Source organism: Paenibacillus sp. P2(2022) (assembly GCF_029522175.1).
GTDB classification, from domain to species: domain Bacteria; phylum Bacillota; class Bacilli; order Paenibacillales; family Paenibacillaceae; genus Paenibacillus; species Paenibacillus polymyxa.
Genome location: NZ_JAKWFI010000015.1, coordinates 19004 through 38381, shown reverse-complemented (window position 1 = coordinate 38381; position 19378 = coordinate 19004). Strand labels below are relative to the sequence as shown.

The 19378-nt window shown below is 45.4% G+C and carries 21 protein-coding genes; all 21 read left to right on the top strand.

The annotated features are described in order from the left end of the window. The first annotated feature begins 295 nt into the window (after positions 1 to 295). Positions 296 to 3841 carry a DNA-directed RNA polymerase subunit beta gene (gene rpoB / locus MMB75_RS24670; protein WP_016818647.1) on the top strand — a complete coding sequence of 1182 codons (3546 nt, stop codon included), beginning with the start codon at positions 296 to 298 and terminating at the stop codon, positions 3839 to 3841. A gap of 140 nt (positions 3842 to 3981) precedes the next feature. Continuing rightward, the gene (gene rpoC, locus MMB75_RS24665) at positions 3982 to 7596 is read left to right on the top strand and encodes a DNA-directed RNA polymerase subunit beta' (RefSeq protein ID WP_016818648.1); all 3615 of its coding nucleotides are present in this window, start codon (positions 3982 to 3984) and stop codon (positions 7594 to 7596) included. A 221-nt stretch (positions 7597 to 7817) separates the two neighbouring features. Continuing rightward, entirely contained in the window at positions 7818 to 8069 is a 252-nt protein-coding gene (locus MMB75_RS24660) for a ribosomal L7Ae/L30e/S12e/Gadd45 family protein (protein WP_016818649.1), read from the top strand. A 144-nt stretch (positions 8070 to 8213) separates the two neighbouring features. Continuing rightward, entirely contained in the window at positions 8214 to 8636 is a 423-nt protein-coding gene (gene rpsL, locus MMB75_RS24655) for a 30S ribosomal protein S12 (RefSeq protein ID WP_007432587.1), read from the top strand. Positions 8637 to 8686: 50 nt separating this feature from the next. Next, on the top strand, positions 8687 to 9157 hold the full coding sequence (rpsG, locus tag MMB75_RS24650) for a 30S ribosomal protein S7 (protein WP_007432586.1): 471 nt from the start codon (positions 8687 to 8689) through the stop codon (positions 9155 to 9157). A gap of 47 nt (positions 9158 to 9204) precedes the next feature. Further along, entirely contained in the window at positions 9205 to 11283 is a 2079-nt protein-coding gene (gene fusA, locus MMB75_RS24645; protein WP_016818650.1) for an elongation factor G, read from the top strand. A gap of 92 nt (positions 11284 to 11375) precedes the next feature. After that, the gene (tuf, locus tag MMB75_RS24640) at positions 11376 to 12566 is read left to right on the top strand and encodes an elongation factor Tu (protein WP_013373267.1); all 1191 of its coding nucleotides are present in this window, start codon (positions 11376 to 11378) and stop codon (positions 12564 to 12566) included. A 340-nt stretch (positions 12567 to 12906) separates the two neighbouring features. After that, on the top strand, positions 12907 to 13215 hold the full coding sequence (gene rpsJ, locus MMB75_RS24635) for a 30S ribosomal protein S10 (RefSeq protein WP_005544556.1): 309 nt from the start codon (positions 12907 to 12909) through the stop codon (positions 13213 to 13215). A 32-nt stretch (positions 13216 to 13247) separates the two neighbouring features. Beyond that, positions 13248 to 13871, top strand: a complete 624-nt coding sequence (gene rplC / locus MMB75_RS24630; protein WP_013312161.1) for a 50S ribosomal protein L3 — start codon at positions 13248 to 13250, stop codon at positions 13869 to 13871. A gap of 26 nt (positions 13872 to 13897) precedes the next feature. Continuing rightward, positions 13898 to 14521 (top strand): 50S ribosomal protein L4, encoded by a 624-nt coding sequence (gene rplD, locus MMB75_RS24625; protein ID WP_013312160.1) that lies wholly within the window; start codon positions 13898 to 13900, stop codon positions 14519 to 14521. After that, positions 14521 to 14811, top strand: a complete 291-nt coding sequence (rplW, locus tag MMB75_RS24620) for a 50S ribosomal protein L23 (RefSeq protein ID WP_013373266.1) — start codon at positions 14521 to 14523, stop codon at positions 14809 to 14811. The genes rplD and rplW overlap by 1 nt, the downstream gene beginning before the upstream one ends. A 30-nt stretch (positions 14812 to 14841) precedes the next feature. Further along, positions 14842 to 15672, top strand: coding sequence for a 50S ribosomal protein L2 (gene rplB, locus MMB75_RS24615; protein ID WP_016818651.1), 831 nt, complete (start codon positions 14842 to 14844; stop codon positions 15670 to 15672). A gap of 72 nt (positions 15673 to 15744) precedes the next feature. Then, positions 15745 to 16023: a 30S ribosomal protein S19 gene (gene rpsS, locus MMB75_RS24610; RefSeq protein ID WP_007432579.1), complete on the top strand. Its 279-nt coding sequence runs from the start codon at positions 15745 to 15747 to the stop codon at positions 16021 to 16023. A gap of 35 nt (positions 16024 to 16058) precedes the next feature. After that, positions 16059 to 16391 carry a 50S ribosomal protein L22 gene (rplV, locus tag MMB75_RS24605; protein WP_007432578.1) on the top strand — a complete coding sequence of 111 codons (333 nt, stop codon included), beginning with the start codon at positions 16059 to 16061 and terminating at the stop codon, positions 16389 to 16391. 13 nt (positions 16392 to 16404) lie between these two features. After that, positions 16405 to 17070: a 30S ribosomal protein S3 gene (gene rpsC / locus MMB75_RS24600; protein WP_007432577.1), complete on the top strand. Its 666-nt coding sequence runs from the start codon at positions 16405 to 16407 to the stop codon at positions 17068 to 17070. 2 nt (positions 17071 to 17072) lie between these two features. Then, the gene (rplP, locus tag MMB75_RS24595) at positions 17073 to 17507 is read left to right on the top strand and encodes a 50S ribosomal protein L16 (RefSeq protein WP_007432576.1); all 435 of its coding nucleotides are present in this window, start codon (positions 17073 to 17075) and stop codon (positions 17505 to 17507) included. Next, positions 17497 to 17694, top strand: coding sequence for a 50S ribosomal protein L29 (gene rpmC, locus MMB75_RS24590; RefSeq protein WP_007432575.1), 198 nt, complete (start codon positions 17497 to 17499; stop codon positions 17692 to 17694). Before rplP ends, rpmC begins: the two co-directional genes overlap by 11 nt. Before the next feature lie 50 nt (positions 17695 to 17744). Beyond that, on the top strand, positions 17745 to 18008 hold the full coding sequence (gene rpsQ, locus MMB75_RS24585) for a 30S ribosomal protein S17 (protein ID WP_007432574.1): 264 nt from the start codon (positions 17745 to 17747) through the stop codon (positions 18006 to 18008). Between the two features lie 34 nt (positions 18009 to 18042). Then, the gene (gene rplN, locus MMB75_RS24580) at positions 18043 to 18411 is read left to right on the top strand and encodes a 50S ribosomal protein L14 (RefSeq protein WP_007432573.1); all 369 of its coding nucleotides are present in this window, start codon (positions 18043 to 18045) and stop codon (positions 18409 to 18411) included. Between the two features lie 36 nt (positions 18412 to 18447). Then, positions 18448 to 18801, top strand: coding sequence for a 50S ribosomal protein L24 (gene rplX / locus MMB75_RS24575; protein ID WP_013312155.1), 354 nt, complete (start codon positions 18448 to 18450; stop codon positions 18799 to 18801). Between the two features lie 31 nt (positions 18802 to 18832). Beyond that, positions 18833 to 19378 carry a 50S ribosomal protein L5 gene (rplE, locus tag MMB75_RS24570; protein ID WP_007432571.1) on the top strand — a complete coding sequence of 182 codons (546 nt, stop codon included), beginning with the start codon at positions 18833 to 18835 and terminating at the stop codon, positions 19376 to 19378.

Genomic DNA, 19378 nt, shown 5'->3' with positions numbered 1-19378 from the left:
ATTAGGATGCCCTCCATGGCTTTAGTTTGTTGAAATGTCAATAGATTTATGCGTAACAGGGTATAGTATTTATATCTCTTACGTATAATATAACCATTTTGGGCAAATCTACAAGTGATGAAGATCTTCCGGTATGAGGATTCTGCAGATACGTCGCTCTTTTTTCGAATGCATTCGAGTAAGGGCTTTTCTGTATTTGTAAGATCGAATCATCTGTATGTGTCTTATTATAAGGTCACAAACAGAGGTTCGCAATGTATTTTTAAAGTGAGTAGACATGAGGGGTGAGTTTAAGTTGGCAGGACATCTTGTTCAATATGGTCGACGCACTCGGCGCAGTTATGCACGTATTAATGAGGTACTCGAGGTTCCCAACCTGATTGAGATCCAACAAAAATCCTATGATTGGTTTTTGGAGGAAGGATTACGGGAAATGTTTCGGGATATTTCTCCAATTCAAGATTTCACAGGAAATCTGATTCTGGAGTTTATCGATTACTCTCTCGGAGAACCCAAATATACCGTTGACGACGCAAAGGAACGCGACGTTACGTATGCAGCACCGCTTCGGGTAAAAGTCCGGCTTATTAATAAAGAAACCGGGGAAGTGAAAGAGCAGGAAGTATTCATGGGAGACTTCCCGCTGATGACTGAAACGGGTACGTTTATTATTAACGGTGCGGAACGGGTTATTGTCAGCCAGTTGGTTCGCTCTCCCAGCGTCTATTTCAGCACAAAAGTCGACAAGAATGCGAAAACAACATACACCGCAACGGTAATTCCTAACCGGGGGGCTTGGCTCGAACTGGAGATGGATGCGAAGGATATTATCTATGTCCGGATTGACCGTACCCGTAAAATTCCGGTTACGGTGTTGCTGCGTGCGCTTGGCTTTGGCACTGATGCTGAGATTCTGGATTTGCTCGGCAATGACGAATATATCCGCAACACACTTGATAAAGACAACACGGATTCCACGGAGAAAGCGCTGATTGAAATTTATGAGCGTCTTCGTCCGGGTGAGCCACCAACATTGGATAATGCAAAGAGCTTGCTTGTTGCACGCTTCTTTGATCCAAAACGGTATGATCTGGCCAACGTAGGCCGTTACAAAATCAATAAAAAGCTTCACATCAAAAACCGTCTGTTCAATCAACGTCTTGCTGAGACACTGATTGATACGACAACTGGTGAAATCATCGCTGAAGCAGGACAAATGGTAGACCGTCGCCTGTTGGACGAGATTTTGGCACAACTAGAAGAGTCGGTTGGACATCGTACGTATCATGTTGCTAGTGGCGTATTGGAAAGCAACGATATTCCGCTTCAAACGATCGATGTATTCTCGCCAATTGAAGACGGTAAAGTAGTAAAACTGATTGCCAATGGAAATATCGATAAATCGGTTAAGAACATTACGCCTGCCGATATTATTTCCTCCATCAGTTATTTTATTAACTTGCTTCACGGAATCGGAAGTACAGACGACATTGACCATTTGGGTAACCGTCGTTTGCGTTCTGTAGGTGAGTTGCTGCAAAATCAGTTCCGTATTGGTCTGTCCCGTATGGAACGCGTGGTACGCGAAAGAATGTCAATTCAGGATGCTAATGTAATCACGCCACAGGCGCTGATTAACATACGTCCGGTCATTGCGTCGATTAAAGAGTTCTTTGGTAGCTCCCAGCTGTCTCAGTTCATGGATCAGACAAACCCGCTTGCTGAATTAACGCACAAACGTCGTCTGTCTGCACTCGGACCCGGCGGTTTGACGCGCGAACGCGCGGGCATGGAAGTGCGTGACGTCCATCCGAGTCACTACGGCCGTATGTGTCCTATCGAGACACCTGAGGGACCAAACATTGGTTTGATCAACTCTTTGTCCACTTTCGCACGTATCAATGAGTACGGATTTATCGAAGCTCCTTATCGCTGGGTAGATCCGAAAACCGGAAAAGTTACAGATCAGATTGATTACCTGACTGCTGATGAAGAAGATAACTACATCGTTGCTCAGGCAAATGCGGAATTGACGGAAGAAAACACCTTTAAGGATGAAATCGTTATTGTCCGCTATAACAAGCAGTCTGATAACATTATTCCGATGGCAAGTAGCCGTGTTGATTACATGGACGTATCGCCTAAACAGGTCGTATCAGTCGCTACTGCACTGATTCCGTTCCTGGAGAATGATGACTCGAACCGAGCATTGATGGGTTCCAACATGCAGCGGCAGGCTGTTCCACTACTGATTCCGAAAGCGCCTTTGGTAGGAACAGGGATGGAACATAAGTCTGCAAAAGATTCTGGTGTTTGCGTTGTGTCCAAGTACAACGGGGTAATTGAACGTTCTTCGGCTAACGAAATTTGGTTGCGTCGTATTGAAAATGTAGATGGTACTGAAGTAAAAGGCGATATTGTTAAGTATAAATTACACAAATTTATGCGTTCTAACCAAGGAACATGCATCAACCAGCGTCCAATCGTAAACAGAGGCGATATTGTCAAGGTTGGCGATATTCTAGCGGATGGTCCATCCACAGAAATGGGCGAGTTGGCATTGGGACGTAACGTTGTCGTAGCGTTCATGACTTGGGAAGGTTACAACTACGAGGATGCCATCTTGCTGAGCGAGAAGCTGGTTAAAGAGGATGTATACACCTCGATCCATATCGAGGAATACGAATCCGAGGCTCGTGATACGAAGCTTGGACCAGAAGAAATCACTCGTGATATTCCGAATGTTGGTGAAGAAGCGCTTCGTAATCTAGATGAGCGCGGCATCATTCGCATCGGTGCGGAAATTGCCGCAGGTGACATTCTTGTTGGTAAAGTAACACCTAAGGGTGTGACTGAGCTGACAGCTGAAGAACGTCTCTTGCATGCAATCTTCGGTGAGAAGGCGCGCGAGGTTCGCGATACTTCCTTGAGAGTTCCTCATGGAACTGACGGGATCGTTGTAGATGTTAAAGTATTTACACGTGAAAATGGCGATGAGCTGCCACCGGGTGTAAACCAGCTGGTACGCGTATACATTGCTCAAAAACGTAAAATTTCCGAAGGCGATAAAATGGCCGGACGTCACGGTAACAAGGGTGTCGTTGCCCGTATTCTGCCTGAAGAAGATATGCCATTCTTGCCAGATGGTACCCCAGTACAAGTCGTACTGAACCCACTGGGCGTACCTTCACGGATGAACATCGGACAGGTGCTCGAAGTGCATCTGGGTATGGCTGCAATGCGTCTTGGTATTCATGTGGCAACTCCAGTATTCGATGGTGCCAAGGAGTATGACGTATTTGATACGATGGAAGAAGCGGGTATGCAACGCAATGGTAAGACGGTGTTGTATGATGGACGTACAGGTGATCGTTTTGAACGTGAAGTTACTGTCGGTGTCATGCACATGATCAAACTGGCGCACATGGTCGACGATAAGATCCATGCCCGTTCTACAGGTCCTTACTCTCTCGTTACGCAACAGCCGTTGGGTGGTAAAGCCCAATTCGGTGGTCAGCGCTTCGGGGAGATGGAAGTATGGGCACTGGAAGCCTACGGTGCAGCATACACGCTTCAGGAAATTTTGACTGTGAAATCCGATGATGTGGTTGGACGTGTTAAAACTTACGAATCCATCGTCAAAGGTGAAAATGTCCCTGAACCGGGTGTTCCTGAATCATTCAAGGTCTTGATCAAAGAGCTGCAAAGCTTGGGTATGGACGTGAAGATTCTGTCTGAAGACGAACAAGAGATCGAAATGAGAGAGCTTGATGATGAAGATGACACAACTGGCGATAAGCTGAGTTTGAATCTGGAAGGCTCTGAGGTTGGCGTAGAGTAATTTGACTGCTGACTGACTCATATCAGCTTTGTTATATGCCTCGATCCATTTTTGGATGGATCAGGCTTCTTGATACCGCCCGGTGCTGCCGGGCGGTATCAAACCTAAAAACTCAGGATTTGGTTAAGGAGGGTTGCTCCTTGTTGGACGTTAACAATTTCGAATATATGAAAATCGGGCTTGCTTCCCCCGAAAAGATTCGTTCTTGGTCCCGCGGAGAAGTCAAAAAACCGGAGACGATTAACTATCGTACGCTTAAACCGGAAAAAGAAGGACTATTTTGCGAGAAAATTTTCGGACCTACGAAAGATTGGGAATGTCACTGTGGTAAGTACAAACGTGTACGCTATAAAGGTGTTGTCTGTGACCGTTGTGGAGTAGAAGTTACTCGCGCTAAGGTTCGCCGTGAGCGTATGGGCCACATTGAGTTGGCAGCTCCTGTATCGCACATTTGGTACTTCAAAGGCATTCCGAGTCGTATGGGTCTTGCTCTTGATATGTCTCCAAGATCTTTGGAAGAGATCATTTACTTCGCATCTTATGTTGTAACCGATCCAGGAGATACGCCTTTGGAGAAAAAGCAACTCCTGTCCGAGAAAGAATACCGCAGCTATCGTGAGAAATATGGCTACGGATTCCAGGCAGGAATGGGTGCTGAAGCGGTTAAAAAGCTTCTTCAAGATTTAGATATAGACAAAGAATTGGAATTTTTGAAAGAAGAGCTGCGTACAGCTCAAGGGCAACGTCGAAACCGTGCGATCAAGCGCCTTGAAGTTATTGAGGCATTCCGTAACTCTGGCAACCAACCGGATTGGATGATCATGGACGTACTGCCTGTTATTCCTCCTGAGCTTCGTCCAATGGTACAGTTGGATGGTGGACGTTTTGCTACTTCTGACCTTAATGATCTGTATCGTCGTGTTATTAACCGTAATAACCGTCTGAAACGCTTGTTAGATCTGGGTGCGCCAGATATTATCGTGCAAAATGAAAAACGGATGCTGCAGGAAGCTGTTGACGCTCTGATTGATAATGGTCGTCGTGGTCGTCCTGTTACAGGTCCGGGTAATCGTCCTTTGAAATCCCTCAGCCACATGCTGAAAGGTAAACAAGGACGTTTCCGTCAAAACTTGCTCGGTAAACGTGTTGACTACTCCGGTCGTTCCGTTATCGTAGTAGGTCCGTACTTGAAGATGTACCAATGCGGTCTGCCAAAAGAGATGGCGCTGGAGCTGTTCAAACCTTTTGTTATGAAAGAACTTGTTAACAAAGGTTTGGCACACAACATTAAGAGTGCGAAGCGTAAAGTAGAGCGTGTGAGTGCTGAAGTATGGGATGTGCTCGAAGAAGTAATCAAAGAACATCCGGTTCTTCTAAACCGTGCCCCTACGCTGCATAGATTGGGGATTCAAGCGTTTGAACCGATCTTGGTTGAAGGTCGTGCGATTCGTTTGCATCCACTCGTATGTACGGCGTATAATGCCGACTTTGACGGTGACCAAATGGCGGTTCACGTTCCGTTGTCTGCAGAAGCTCAAGCGGAAGCTCGTTTGCTCATGCTGGCATCCGGCAATATTTTGAATCCAAAAGACGGCAAGCCTGTTGTTACCCCTTCCCAGGATATGGTCCTTGGTTCATTCTATTTGACTATGGACAACAAGGAAGAAGAGGGAAGCAACATGATCCTTCGCAACCCGAATGAGGCTATCTCGGCTTATCAACGTGGAACAGCGGGTCTTCATGCTCGTGTAGCTATTCCGGTTAAGGCTTTGAATAAAACTAGCTTTACAGAGAAGCAACAGGATGCAATGTTGATTACAACCGTGGGTAAAATTATCTTTAATGAGATTTTCCCGGCAAGCTTCCCGTACATCAATGACGCTACTCGTGCCAACCTGCTCTATGGTACTGCTGAAGAGTTCTTTGTCTACGATAAGGGTGTAAACCTCACTGAAGCCATCCAGAACGCTCCGCAAGCTAGTGGAGTGGGCAAGGATTACCTTGGTAATATCATCGCCCGTTGCTTTGAGATTTACCATACGACAGAAACTGCTGTGATTTTGGATAAAATCAAACAGCTTGGCTTTACGTATTCTACTCGTGCAGGTGTGACGGTTGCTGTGGCAGACGTAGTTGTACCTCAAGAGAAACAGGATATTCTTAAAGCGTCTGATGATAAAGCACAAGTCGTGACCAATCAGTACCGTCGTGGTCTGATTACGAACGAGGAACGCTATGATCGGATTATTGATATTTGGTCCAAGGCCAAAGACGATATTACAGACATTTTGATGAAATCCATGGATCGCTACAACTCTATCATGATGATGGTTGACTCCAAAGCGCGTGGTAACAAATCGCAGATTACCCAGCTTGGCGGTATGCGTGGACTGATGGCGAATCCATCGGGTCGTATTATCGAGCTCCCAATTAAATCGAATTTCCGTGAAGGTCTGACAGTACTCGAGTACTTCATCTCCACTCACGGAGCGCGTAAAGGTTTGGCGGATACAGCGTTACGTACGGCTGACTCCGGTTACCTGACTCGTCGTCTCGTTGATGTGGCACAAGATGTTATCGTGCGCGAAGATGACTGCGGAACGGATAAAGGCTTTACAGTAAGCCGCATCCAAGACGGTAAAGAAGTCATTGAGGACCTGTACGATCGTCTGGAAGGTCGTTATTGCTTCGAAACTGTACGTCATCCTGAGACGGGTGAGATCTTGGCTAGACGCAACGAATTGATTGACTCCAACAAAGCTGAGGCGATCGTCAAAGCTGGTGTGGATAAAGTTCAAATTCGTTCCGTGCTAAGCTGCCGTGCCAAACATGGCGTCTGCAAAAAATGCTACGGCCGTAATCTGGCTACTGGCAAACACGTTGAGATTGGTGAAGCGGTTGGTATTATCGCGGCTCAATCCATCGGTGAACCAGGGACACAGCTCACCATGCGTACGTTCCACACAGGTGGTGTAGCGGGCGACGATATCACACAAGGTTTGCCTCGTATCCAGGAGCTTTTTGAAGCACGTAATCCTAAAGGTCAGGCAACCATCAGTGAAATTGACGGTGTAGTTAAAGAAGTTCGTGAAGGGAAAGACCGTCGCGAAATCGACATTCAGGGTGAAGCTGAAACAAAAACCTATTCGGTCACTTATGGTTCACGTTTGCGCGTAAGCGAAGGCATGACTGTTGAAGCCGGGGACGAACTGACGGATGGTTCGATTGACCCTAAAGAAATGCTGCGTATTAAAGGTATTCGCGGGGTGCAGAACTATATCCTTCAGGAAGTTCAACGTGTATACCGGAACCAAGGTGTTGAAATCAACGACAAGCACGTAGAAGTTATGATTCGTCAAATGTTGCGTAAAATTCGTATCATTGATGCGGGTGACACAACACTACTTCCAGGTTCATTTGTGGATGTGCATGAGTATGAAAATGCAAACAAGATAGCGATTCTCAGCGGCCAAGAACCAGCGGTAGCCAAACCGGTTCTCCTTGGTATTACCAAGGCCTCTCTGGAAACGGACTCCTTCTTGTCAGCAGCTTCCTTCCAAGAAACTACTCGTGTCTTGACAGATGCAGCTATCAAAGGGAAAGTCGATCAGTTGCTTGGATTAAAAGAGAATGTAATTATCGGTAAATTGATCCCTGCGGGAACAGGTATGAATCGTTACCGTAGCGTGAAATTTGCCCAGCCTGAAGAGGGGCAATCCTCATCTGAGGAACTCGAACCCATTTCAGCTGAGTAGTAATATAAAAATAATATGATAAGCCCGGAACACCGTAGATATAAGCTTTGGTAAAGGCTGTAGCAACGGTGCTCCGGTACTTCTTATAAAAATGTAACGTATTACTGTGTTTAAATAGATTATAGTTGATAATTGTCTTGACATTGTTCATAGTCAATGCTAATATAGCAAAGGTGCGTGAGCAGCCTATATGCTATTGGGTCTTTTCGGAGGAATGAGATATGTCTAAAGAACAGGGACTGCAAGATGCTCATGTCAAAATCGGTACCAAACAAACCATTCGTATGGTAGAAATGGGCTTCGCCTCGGAAGTATATGTGGCAGAAGATGCAGATCAGCGTTTCACTTCCAACATCATTGATTTGTGCAACAAGCACGGGGTCAAAGTGACTCTCGTAGATACAATGAAAAATCTCGGAGCTGCATGCGGGATTGAAGTGGGAGCCGCGATGGCTGCTATCGTAAAACAATAGGGTAAGGAACGTTTTTGTCTAGGGAATCGTTATTCTTGGCGGCAAAGACTTTTCATTTGTTCTTTTATGAACCGCCTGGGTCTGTGGGCTTAGATAAGGTTTGTAAAGTAACAGCAAAAATTGAGGAAGGGGGTGGCAACCAACATGCCAACTATTAACCAACTGGTTCGTAAAGGACGTCAAGCCAAAATCGAGAAATCGAAATCACCGGCTTTGCAAAAAGGTTTTAATGCCTTGAAACGTGAAGCTACCGACATCAGTGCCCCGCAAAAACGCGGAGTTTGCACTCGTGTAGGTACTATGACTCCGAAAAAACCAAACTCCGCACTTCGTAAATATGCTCGTGTTCGCTTGACGAACCGTGTAGAGGTGACTGCTTACATTCCAGGTATTGGACATAACCTTCAAGAACACAGCGTAGTGCTGATTCGTGGCGGTCGTGTAAAAGACCTTCCGGGTGTGCGTTACCACATCGTTCGCGGTGCTTTGGATACTGCAGGCGTAAACAACCGCATGCAAGCTCGTTCCAAATACGGCGCAAAACGCCCTAAAGCTAAAAAATCCTAATGAATATAAACCGCGTATGCAGGTTTAACATGTAAGAAAGGGGGATATCCATGCCACGCAAAGGTCCAGTTACCAAAAGAGACGTGTTGCCAGATCCGGTATACAACAGCAAGTTGGTTACTCGCTTGATCAACCGCATCATGCTCGACGGAAAACGAGGCGTTGCTCAAAGCATTCTGTATAATGCGTTCAAGCTTATCCAAGAACGTACGGGTAATGACCCGATGGAAGTATTTGAAGCAGCTATCAAGAATATCATGCCAGTCCTGGAAGTTAAAGCACGCCGTGTCGGCGGTGCCAACTACCAAGTACCAATCGAGGTAAAACCAGAAAGACGTACGTCCCTGGGATTACGTTGGCTCGTAAACTACTCCCGCAACCGCGGCGAGAAAACTATGGAAGAGCGTTTGGCGGCTGAGATTATCGATGCTTCCAACAACACAGGCGCTTCCGTGAAGAAACGTGAAGACACGCACAAAATGGCTGAAGCGAACAAAGCGTTTGCTCACTATCGTTGGTAGGATTCAGCTTAAAAAAATAACTTCAATTTTGAAGGGAGACCCATTTCATGGCAAGAGAGTTCTCCTTGAAAAATACACGTAATATCGGGATCATGGCTCATATTGACGCGGGTAAAACCACAACAACAGAGCGGATCTTGTTCTACACAGGCCGTACGCACAAAATCGGTGAAGTTCACGAAGGTGCTGCGACAATGGACTGGATGGAACAAGAACAAGAGCGCGGAATCACGATTACTTCCGCTGCGACGACCGCTGCCTGGAAAGGTCACCGCGTCAATATCATCGACACCCCGGGGCACGTTGACTTCACTGTTGAAGTTGAACGTTCCCTTCGTGTATTGGACGGAGCAGTTGGTGTTTTCAGTGCGAAAGAAGGCGTTGAGCCTCAGTCTGAAACCGTATGGAGACAGGCTGATCGCTATGGCGTTCCACGGATCGCATATGTAAACAAAATGGATATTATCGGTGCCGACTTCTTGAACGTTGTAGCTGATATGCGTGATCGCCTTCAAGCGAACGCAGTTGCTATTCAACTTCCAATCGGTGCAGAAAATGACTTTTTAGGTATCATCGATATTGTTGAACAAAAGGCTCATATGTACAAAGATGACCTTGGTCAAAATATCGAAGAAGCCGAAATTCCTGCGGACTACAAAGACAAAGTTGAGGAACTCCGCAACGAATTGATCGAGAAGGTTGCTGAACTGGATGAAGATTTGACTATGAAATACCTTGAAGGCGAAGAGATCACGGTTGAAGAAATTAAAGCCGCTCTCCGTAAAGGTGTTGTAGAAGTTAAGATCTTCCCAGTTATCTGTGGATCTTCTTACCGTAATAAAGGTGTTCAGCTGATGCTGGATGCAGTTGTTGATTACCTGCCAGCTCCTATTGATGTACCAAGTATTCAAGGTCATCTGGAAGATGGAACGGAAGTTGAACGTCATTCTTCTGATGAAGAGCCTTTCTCCGCATTGGCCTTCAAAATCATGACGGACCCTTACGTTGGTAAATTGACATTCTTCCGCGTATATTCCGGTGTTCTTCAATCCGGTTCTTACGTATTGAATGCAACAAAAGGCAAACGCGAACGTATCGGACGTATCCTTCAAATGCACGCGAACAGCCGTCAAGAAATCACTGAAGTATACTCCGGTGACATTGCGGCAGCCGTAGGTTTGAAAGATACAGGTACAGGTGATACACTGTGTGATGAGAAGAATCCTGTTATTCTCGAATCCATGAACTTCCCTGATCCGGTTATCGAAATCGCGGTTGAGCCTAAAACCAAAGCTGACCAAGACAAAATGGCAGTTGCACTCGGTAAGTTGACCGAAGAGGATCCAACTCTTCGCGCTTCGACTAACGAAGAAACTGGCCAAACTATCTTGGCAGGTATGGGTGAGCTTCACTTGGACATTATCATTGACCGTATGCGTCGTGAGTTCAAAGTGGAAACCAATGTTGGTAAACCACAGGTAGCATACCGTGAAACATTCCGTGCTCCAGCACGTGTTGAAGGTAAGTTTGTTCGTCAATCCGGTGGTCGTGGTCAATATGGTCACGTATGGGTTGAGTTCGAACCGCTTGAAGCAGGTACTGGTAGCCAGTTTGAAAGCAAGGTTGTCGGTGGCTCTGTTCCAAGAGAATACATCGGACCTGCACTTGCTGGTATTGAAGAGCAAATGAAGAACGGTGTCCTTGCAGGCTTCCCGCTTGTGGACGTTAAAGCTACAATCGTGGATGGATCATACCATGATGTCGATTCCAATGAAATGGCATTTAAAATTGCCGGTTCAATGGCGCTGAAAGCTGCGAAAGACAAATGTAAACCTGTATTGCTTGAGCCGATTATGAAAGTTGAAGTAACGGTTCCAGAGGAATACATGGGAGACGTAATGGGTATGCTGAACTCCCGTCGTGGTCGGATTGAAGGTATGGATTCCCGTGGCGGTGCCCAAATTATTCGTGCAATGGTTCCATTGTCCGAAATGTTTGGATATTCCACTACACTTCGTTCCGGTACACAAGGACGCGGTGTGTTCTCCATGGAGCTTCATCACTATGAAGAAGTTCCGAAGAGCATTGCTGAAGAGATCGTTGCCAAAACCAAAGGCGGCGAGTAATACAGTGTATTAGCTGATCGGATACTCTAGGTTTTCCAAGAGGTTTCCGACAGCCTAAAAATAAAACATGTTATTGAGGAGGAATTGTTCAAATGGCAAAGGCTAAGTTTGAACGTAACAAACCGCACGTTAATATCGGTACAATTGGTCACGTCGATCATGGTAAAACAACTTTGACTGCTGCAATCACAACTGTACTTTCCAAAACTTACGGTGGTGCTGCTGTAGCATTCGATCAAATCGATAAAGCTCCAGAAGAGCGCGAACGCGGTATCACAATCTCCACTGCACACGTGGAATATGAAACACCTAACCGTCACTATGCACACGTTGACTGCCCAGGTCACGCCGACTATGTTAAAAACATGATCACTGGCGCTGCACAAATGGACGGAGCTATTCTGGTTGTATCCGCAGCTGACGGTCCTATGCCACAAACTCGCGAACACATCCTCTTGTCCCGTCAAGTAGGTGTTCCATACATCGTTGTATTCCTGAACAAATGCGACATGGTTGAAGACGAAGAGTTGCTGGAATTGGTTGAAATGGAAGTTCGCGACTTGCTGAGCGAGTATGACTTCCCAGGCGACGACACTCCAATCACTCGTGGTTCCGCTCGTGAAGCACTGCAAAACCCAGATGGCGACTGGGCTAAGAAAATCGTTGAAATGTTCGAAACAATCGACACTTACATCCCAACTCCAGAACGCGACACTGACAAGCCTTTCCTTATGCCTGTCGAGGACGTATTCTCCATCACTGGTCGTGGTACAGTTGCTACAGGCCGTGTAGAGCGTGGTACAGTTAAAGTGGGCGACGAAATCGAAATCATCGGTATTCAAGAAGAATCCCGTAAATCCGTAGTAACAGGCGTAGAAATGTTCCGTAAATTGCTTGACTCCGCTCAAGCTGGTGACAACATCGGCGCACTGCTTCGCGGTGTAGATCGTGCACAAATCGAGCGTGGCCAAGTATTGGCTAAGCCAGGTTCTGTTAACCCACATACAGAATTCTCTGCTCAAATTTACGTTTTGACTAAAGAAGAAGGCGGACGTCACAAACCTTTCTTCACTGGTTACCGTCCACAGTTCTACTTCCGTACAACTGACGTAACTGGTATCATTACTTTGCCAGAAGGTTCCGAAATGGTAATGCCTGGTGATAACATTACGGTTACTGTTCAACTGATCAGCCCAATCGCGATTGAAGAAGGAACTAAGTTCTCCATTCGTGAAGGCGGACGTACAGTTGGTGCAGGCGCTGTAGCAACAATCTCTAAATAATAAGGCTTCGAGCCTTGAATATAGCAACATTGTACTGGAACGAGTAACATTGTATTGGAACGAAGCAAAACGAGCCCCTGCCATGGTGCGGGGGCTTTTCTCTTGAGGAAAATCGCGAGCTGCGAGCACAATTGTTATCTTTGAAAATAAGATACATTGTTTTTTTCGTTTTTGCTTGCAATAGGCAGAAGTATTCGATATAATAACTAATGTTGTTTGTGACTGTGCGATGATGTGAGAGGTTACTGACACACCCGGCCCCTTTGCCATGGGAGGGCTGTCGGAAAATTTTCACGGAGTATGTCCGATACCAAATTGGGCGATAGAAGGAGGGACTAAAATGGCAAAGCAAAAAATTCGTATTCGTTTGAAAGCTTACGATCACAGAATTCTTGATCAATCCGCTGAGAAAATTGTTGAAACAGCTAAACGTTCGGGTGCAGGTGTTTCCGGACCAATTCCGCTGCCAACTGAAAAACAAATCATTACTATTCTCCGTGCGGTACACAAGTACAAGGATTCTCGGGAACAATTCGAAATGCGCACACACAAGCGTTTGATCGACATTGTTAATCCGACTCCACAAACTGTGGATGCCTTGATGCGCTTGGACCTGCCGTCCGGTGTAGATATCGAAATTAAATTGTAATATGTAATCAGGAAAAGAAAAGAGGTGTCAACATGAAAGGTATCTTAGGAAAAAAACTCGGAATGACTCAAGTGTTTACCCCTGAAGGTAACGTACTTGCTGTTACGGTTATCGAAGCTGGTCCTTGTGTTGTTCTGCAAAAGAAAGATCTGGAAAACGATGGATACGAAGCTATCCAACTCGGGTTCTCTGATAAAAAAGAAAAAAGATCCAATAAACCTGAAGCAGGGCATGCTAAAAAAGCAAATACTGCACCTAAGCGCTACGTTCGTGAACTTCGTGGCATCGACCTTGCTGCGTACGAGGTTGGCCAAGAACTGAAGGCTGATGTCTTCACAGAAGGCGAATTCGTTGACGTAACAGGTATTTCTAAAGGTAAAGGTTTTGCCGGCGTTATCAAACGTTGGGGACAAAGCCGCGGACCAATGGCACACGGCTCGCGCTACCACAGAGGTCCAGGTTCTATGGGTTCCATTCAAGCTAACCGCGTTCCTAAAGGTAAACACCTGCCAGGACACATGGGGCATGAAACGGTAACAATCCAACGCCTTGAAGTTGTTAAGATCGATACAGAACGCAATGTATTGCTCGTGAAAGGTTCCATTCCAGGACCTAAAAACAGCTTCGTTAAAGTATTAGAAACGGTGAAAAAATAATTAACTGAAGAAAGGAGGAACACGAAATGCCAAAAGTAGCACTATTTAATATTAGCGGCAGCCAAGTTGGCGAAATTGAATTGAACGATGCAGTGTTCGGTATCGAGCCGAATAAACACGTTCTTCATGACGCTGTTGTTATGCAATTGGCTTCCCTGCGTCAAGGTACTCACAAAGTAAAAGGACGTTCTGAAGTACGTGGCGGCGGACGTAAACCTTGGAAACAAAAAGGTACTGGTCGCGCTCGTCAAGGTTCGATTCGTGCACCACAATGGGTTGGCGGCGGTACTGTATTCGGTCCGACTCCACGCAGCTATGCTTACAAATTGCCTAAAAAAGTTCGTCGTCTGGCGATCAAATCGGCACTGTCATCCAAAGTGATTGAGAATGAAATCATCGTATTGGACGCTCTTACGCTGAACGGACCTAAAACGAAAGAATTCGCAGCCATTTTGAATAACCTTAAAGCAGATCGTAAAGCATTGATTGTAGCTCCTAGCTATGATGATAATGTAGCACTGTCCGCACGTAATATTCCTGGTGTGAAGTTTGTAGCCGCAGACGGCATTAATGTTCTTGATGTGCTCGGACACGACAAACTGATCATTACGAAGGAAGCAGTTCAGAAGGTAGAGGAGGTGCTCGCGTAATGAAGGATCCTCGTGATATTATCAAGCGTCCGATTATCACCGAACGTACGGCTGGTATGATGAATGACTTGAAATATGTTTTCGAAGTTGACATTCGTTCCAATAAAGTCGAAGTCAAGAAAGCAATCGAAGCGATTTTTAACGTGAAAGTAAGTAACGTTAACACACTTCGTGTTCCTGCAAAACCAAAACGCTACGGACGTCATTCCGGCTATACGAGCGAGTGGAAAAAAGCGTTCGTAACGCTGAGCAAAGACAGTAAGCCGCTTGAGTTTTTTGAAACAGTATAATTGAATCTGTAAAGTAAGGAGGGAAACTCAGTGCCAATTAAAAAGTATAAACCGACGTCCCCGGCCAGACGTGCAATGTCTGTATCTACTTTCGAGGAGATCACAACAAATCAGCCCGAGAAATCGTTGCTGGCACCTCTGAGCAAGCAAGCTGGACGTAATAACCAAGGTAAAATTACAGTTCGTCATCATGGCGGCGGACATAAACGTAAATACCGTATTATTGACTTCAAACGTAACAAAGATGGAATACCGGGCCGCGTTGCTACGATCGAATATGATCCAAACCGTACGTCCAACATCGCACTTATCCACTATGTGGATGGTGAAAAACGTTACATCATCGCTCCTAAAGGTCTGAAAGTAGGAGATGTAGTGGTATCCGGTCCGGACTCCGATATTAAAATCGGTAACTCCTTGCCATTGGAAAACATTCCAGTAGGTACGGTTATCCACAATATCGAATTGAAACCGGGTAAAGGTGGCCAACTTGTTCGTGCTGCTGGTACGGAAGCCCAACTTCTTGGTAAAGAAGAGAAGTATGTTACAATTCGTTTGACTTCTGGTGAAGTGCGTCGCATTCTGAAAGTTTGCCGTGCTACAATCGGATCTGTAGGTAACGAAGACCACGAGCTTGTTAAGATCGGTAAAGCTGGTCGTAGTCGTTGGTTGGGACAACGTCCTGAAGTTCGCGGTGTTGTTATGAACCCTAACGATCACCCACACGGTGGTGGTGAAGGTCGCGCTCCAATCGGACGTAAATCTCCAATGTCTCCATGGGGTAAACCAACCCTTGGTTACAAGACACGTAAAAAAGGCAAAGCATCTGATAAGTACATCGTTCGTCGTCGTACTAAGTAATAAAACGTGCGCTTAAGTCGCACGTTAACATATTAAAGAACGACTACGTTTTAACGAAGGGAGGATTCACAAATGGGTCGCAGTCTCAAAAAAGGACCATTTATTGATGGTTACCTGTTGAAAAAAGTAGAGGTTTTGAACGAGTCTGACAAAAAAGTCGTGATCAAAACTTGGTCCCGTCGCTCTACAATTTTCCCGCAATTTATCGGACACACGTTTGGTGTATATGATGGTCGTAAACACGTGCCTGTATACGTAACGGAAGATATGGTTGGACACAAATTGGGCGAATTCGCTCCAACGCGTACGTACAAAGGCCATACGGATGACGATAAGAAAACAAGAAGATAATCAACACAGCGTAGTGTTTGAGAGGAGGTAACTCAATGGAAGCAAAAGCACATGCTAAATCCGTGCGGATTTCCGCTCGCAAAGTGAAACTTGTTATCGATTTGATTCGTGGCAAGCAGGTAGGTGAGGCGATTGCAATTCTTCGTCACACTCCGAAATCCGCTTCTCCAGTCGTTGAGAAATTGCTGAATTCTGCTATCGCAAATGCAGATCACAACTACTCCATGGACGTAAATAAATTGGTAGTGTCTGAGGTTTTTGTAAACCAAGGTCCTACAATGAAACGGTTCCGCCCGCGTGCAATGGGTCGTGCAAGCCGCATCAATAAACGCACCAGTCATATTACTCTGGTGGTATCTGAAAAATAAGGAGGGAAAACGTGTGGGCCAAAAGGTAAATCCCGTCGGACTCCGAATCGGTATTATTCGTGATTGGGAATCCAAATGGTATGCAGGCAAAGATTTCGGTGATCTTTTGCTAGAAGACGTTAAGATTCGTGAGCATCTGAAGAAAAGATTGAAAGACTCCGCTGTATCCCGTGTTGAAATCGAGAGAGCAGCTAACCGTGTCAACGTAACGATTCACACTGCGAAACCAGGTATGGTTATCGGTAAGGGTGGTTCCGAAGTTGAAAATCTGCGTAATGAAATCACTAAAATCGCAGGCGGTAAAAAGGTACACATCAATATTTCTGAAATTAAAAATCCTGAACTGGATGCAATTCTTGTTGCTGAAAGCATTGCACAACAATTGGAACGTCGTGTTTCTTTCCGTCGTGCGTTGAAACAAGCAATTCAAAGAACTATGCGTTCCGGTGCAAAAGGAATTAAAACTCAAGTAGGCGGACGTCTTGGCGGTGCTGAAATCGCTCGTTCCGAAGGATACAGCGAAGGAACTGTTCCACTGCATACGCTTCGTGCTGACATCGACTACGGTACAGCAGAGGCTCATACTACTTATGGCCGTCTTGGCGTAAAAGTATGGATCTATCGTGGAGAGGTTCTTCCTCCAGCTAAGAAACAAGCTCCTCAGGAAGGAGGCAACTAATCATGTTGGTACCTAAACGCGTAAAACATCGTAAACAACAACGTGGTCATATGAAGGGTCGTGCAAAAGGCGGTACTACACTGAATTTCGGTGAGTACGGTTTGCAAGCTACTGAACCAGCATGGATCACTAACCGTCAAATCGAAGCTGCTCGTATTGCGATGACTCGTTACATCAAACGTGGTGGTAAGGTTTGGATTAAAATATTCCCTGACAAACCAATTACTCAAAAGCCTCTTGAGGTTCGTATGGGTAGTGGTAAAGGTAACGTAGAAAAATGGGTTGCAGTAGTGAAACCAGGTAAGATCATGTTTGAACTTGCTGGTGTACCGGAAGAGATTGCTCGTGAAGCAATGCGTCTTGCCGCTCACAAACTGCCAATCAAAACTAAGTTTGTGAAACGTGAAGAATTGGGTGGTGAAGCAAATGAAGGCTAGTGAATTCCGCAACCTTACCACTGCTGAAATCGAACAAAAGATCTCTGGTTTTAAAGAAGAACTTTTCAACCTTCGTTTTCAACTCGCTACCGGTCAGCTTGATAACCCGACTCGGATCGGTGCTGTGCGTAAGGAAATTGCTCGTGCTAAAACTGTGATCCGTGAAAGAGAACTTGGGATTAGCTAAGATATTAGACCGGGTGGAAATTCCGCCTGTAATTAGGAAGGAGGCCAACAATGAGCGAACGTAATGCCCGTAAAGTATTAGTCGGTAAAGTAGTCAGCGACAAAATGGATAAAACGATTGTGATTGCTGTAGAAACTTACAAAAAACATGATCTCTATCATAAACGCATTAAAGTGACTAAAAAATTCAAAGCTCATGATGAAAACAACACTGCACAAATCGGTGATACTGTTAAAATCATGGAAACTCGTCCTTTGTCCAAAGACAAAAACTGGAGACTGGTCGAAATCGTTGAAAAAGCTGTTATAATCTAATGTAGTGTAGTTTTTCCGAAAGGAGGATAAATAAATGATTCAACCATTTACACGTTTGACTGTAGCTGACAATTCCGGCGCGAAGGAACTGATGTGTATCCGTGTGCTCGGTGGTACGGGACGTCGTACAGCTCAAATTGGTGACCTGATCGTTTGTTCCGTAAAACAAGCAACACCAGGCGGCGTTGTCAAAAAGGGTGATGTAGTAAGAGCGGTTGTCGTTCGCACTAAACGTTCTATCCGCCGTAAAGACGGTTCCTACATCGGATTTGATGAGAACGCAGCAGTGGTCGTTAAAGAAGACAAGAGCCCACGCGGTACTCGTATTTTCGGACCAGTTGCTCGCGAACTTCGTGACAAGGACTTCATGAAAATCGTTTCCTTGGCTCCGGAAGTGATCTAAATTCACCTTAAAATGTGCCCGTAGGAGGTGTACGAAATGCCAAAAGTGAAAAAAGTTCTGGAATCCCATAACAACAAGCTGCACGTCAAAAAAGACGACACTGTTCTGGTGATTACAGGTAAAGATAAAGGTAAAAAAGGTCGCGTTATCGCTGCTTACCCTCGTCAAAACCGTGTGCTTGTGGAAGGTGTTAACATGATTAAAAAACACCAAAAGCCTAATCAGCTGAATCCACAAGGCGGCATCATCGAGAAAGAAGCTCCGATTCACGTTTCCAACGTTATGCACATTGATCCGAAGAGCGGAAAAGTAACTCGTGTGGGTTACAAGGTTTTGGACAACGGAAAAAAAGTGCGCATTGCAAAACGTTCAGGCGAAGTGATCGACTAATTATTTTTTGAAGAAAGGAGGACTATGATTCATGGCAACAACAAGAATGAAAGAACGTTTCTTGAAAGAAATCACTCCTGCTTTGATGCAGAAGTTCAACTATACAACAGTGATGCAAGTGCCTAAAATCGAGAAAGTTGTAATCAACATGGGTGTTGGCGACGCAGTCCAAAACTCCAAAGTGCTTGATTCGGCTCTCAACGACATGCAGCTGATCGCTGGTCAAAAACCAGTTATCACTCGCGCGAAAAAATCTATCGCAGGTTTTAAATTGCGTGAAAACATGCCGATCGGTGTAAAGGTAACACTTCGTGGCGAGCGTATGTATTATTTCTTGGACAAATTGTTCAACATTACACTTCCTCGCGTACGTGACTTCCATGGTGTATCAACAAAAGCTTTCGACGGACGTGGTAACTACACGCTTGGTCTGAAAGAACAGTTGATCTTCCCGGAAATCGAGTATGATCAAGTTGATAAAGTTCGTGGTATGGACATCGTTATCGTAACGACTGCCAAGACTGACGAAGAGTCCCGTGAGCTTCTGACTCAGCTGGGCATGCCTTTCGCGAAATAA

Excerpts from the sequence above, each read along its gene's own strand:
- MMB75_RS24660 (WP_016818649.1), top strand. The coding sequence starts at position 7,818 with ATGTCTAAAGAACAGGGACTGCAAGATGCTCATGTCAAAATCGGTACC.
- rpsL (WP_007432587.1), top strand. The coding sequence starts at position 8,214 with ATGCCAACTATTAACCAACTGGTTCGTAAAGGACGTCAAGCCAAAATC.
- rpsG (WP_007432586.1), top strand. The coding sequence starts at position 8,687 with ATGCCACGCAAAGGTCCAGTTACCAAAAGAGACGTGTTGCCAGATCCG.
- fusA (WP_016818650.1), top strand. The coding sequence starts at position 9,205 with ATGGCAAGAGAGTTCTCCTTGAAAAATACACGTAATATCGGGATCATG.
- tuf (WP_013373267.1), top strand. The coding sequence starts at position 11,376 with ATGGCAAAGGCTAAGTTTGAACGTAACAAACCGCACGTTAATATCGGT.
- rpsJ (WP_005544556.1), top strand. The coding sequence starts at position 12,907 with ATGGCAAAGCAAAAAATTCGTATTCGTTTGAAAGCTTACGATCACAGA.
- rplC (WP_013312161.1), top strand. The coding sequence starts at position 13,248 with ATGAAAGGTATCTTAGGAAAAAAACTCGGAATGACTCAAGTGTTTACC.
- rplD (WP_013312160.1), top strand. The coding sequence starts at position 13,898 with ATGCCAAAAGTAGCACTATTTAATATTAGCGGCAGCCAAGTTGGCGAA.
- rplW (WP_013373266.1), top strand. The coding sequence starts at position 14,521 with ATGAAGGATCCTCGTGATATTATCAAGCGTCCGATTATCACCGAACGT.
- rpsS (WP_007432579.1), top strand. The coding sequence starts at position 15,745 with ATGGGTCGCAGTCTCAAAAAAGGACCATTTATTGATGGTTACCTGTTG.
- rplV (WP_007432578.1), top strand. The coding sequence starts at position 16,059 with ATGGAAGCAAAAGCACATGCTAAATCCGTGCGGATTTCCGCTCGCAAA.
- rplP (WP_007432576.1), top strand. The coding sequence starts at position 17,073 with ATGTTGGTACCTAAACGCGTAAAACATCGTAAACAACAACGTGGTCAT.
- rpmC (WP_007432575.1), top strand. The coding sequence starts at position 17,497 with ATGAAGGCTAGTGAATTCCGCAACCTTACCACTGCTGAAATCGAACAA.
- rpsQ (WP_007432574.1), top strand. The coding sequence starts at position 17,745 with ATGAGCGAACGTAATGCCCGTAAAGTATTAGTCGGTAAAGTAGTCAGC.
- rplN (WP_007432573.1), top strand. The coding sequence starts at position 18,043 with ATGATTCAACCATTTACACGTTTGACTGTAGCTGACAATTCCGGCGCG.
- rplX (WP_013312155.1), top strand. The coding sequence starts at position 18,448 with ATGCCAAAAGTGAAAAAAGTTCTGGAATCCCATAACAACAAGCTGCAC.
- rplE (WP_007432571.1), top strand. The coding sequence starts at position 18,833 with ATGGCAACAACAAGAATGAAAGAACGTTTCTTGAAAGAAATCACTCCT.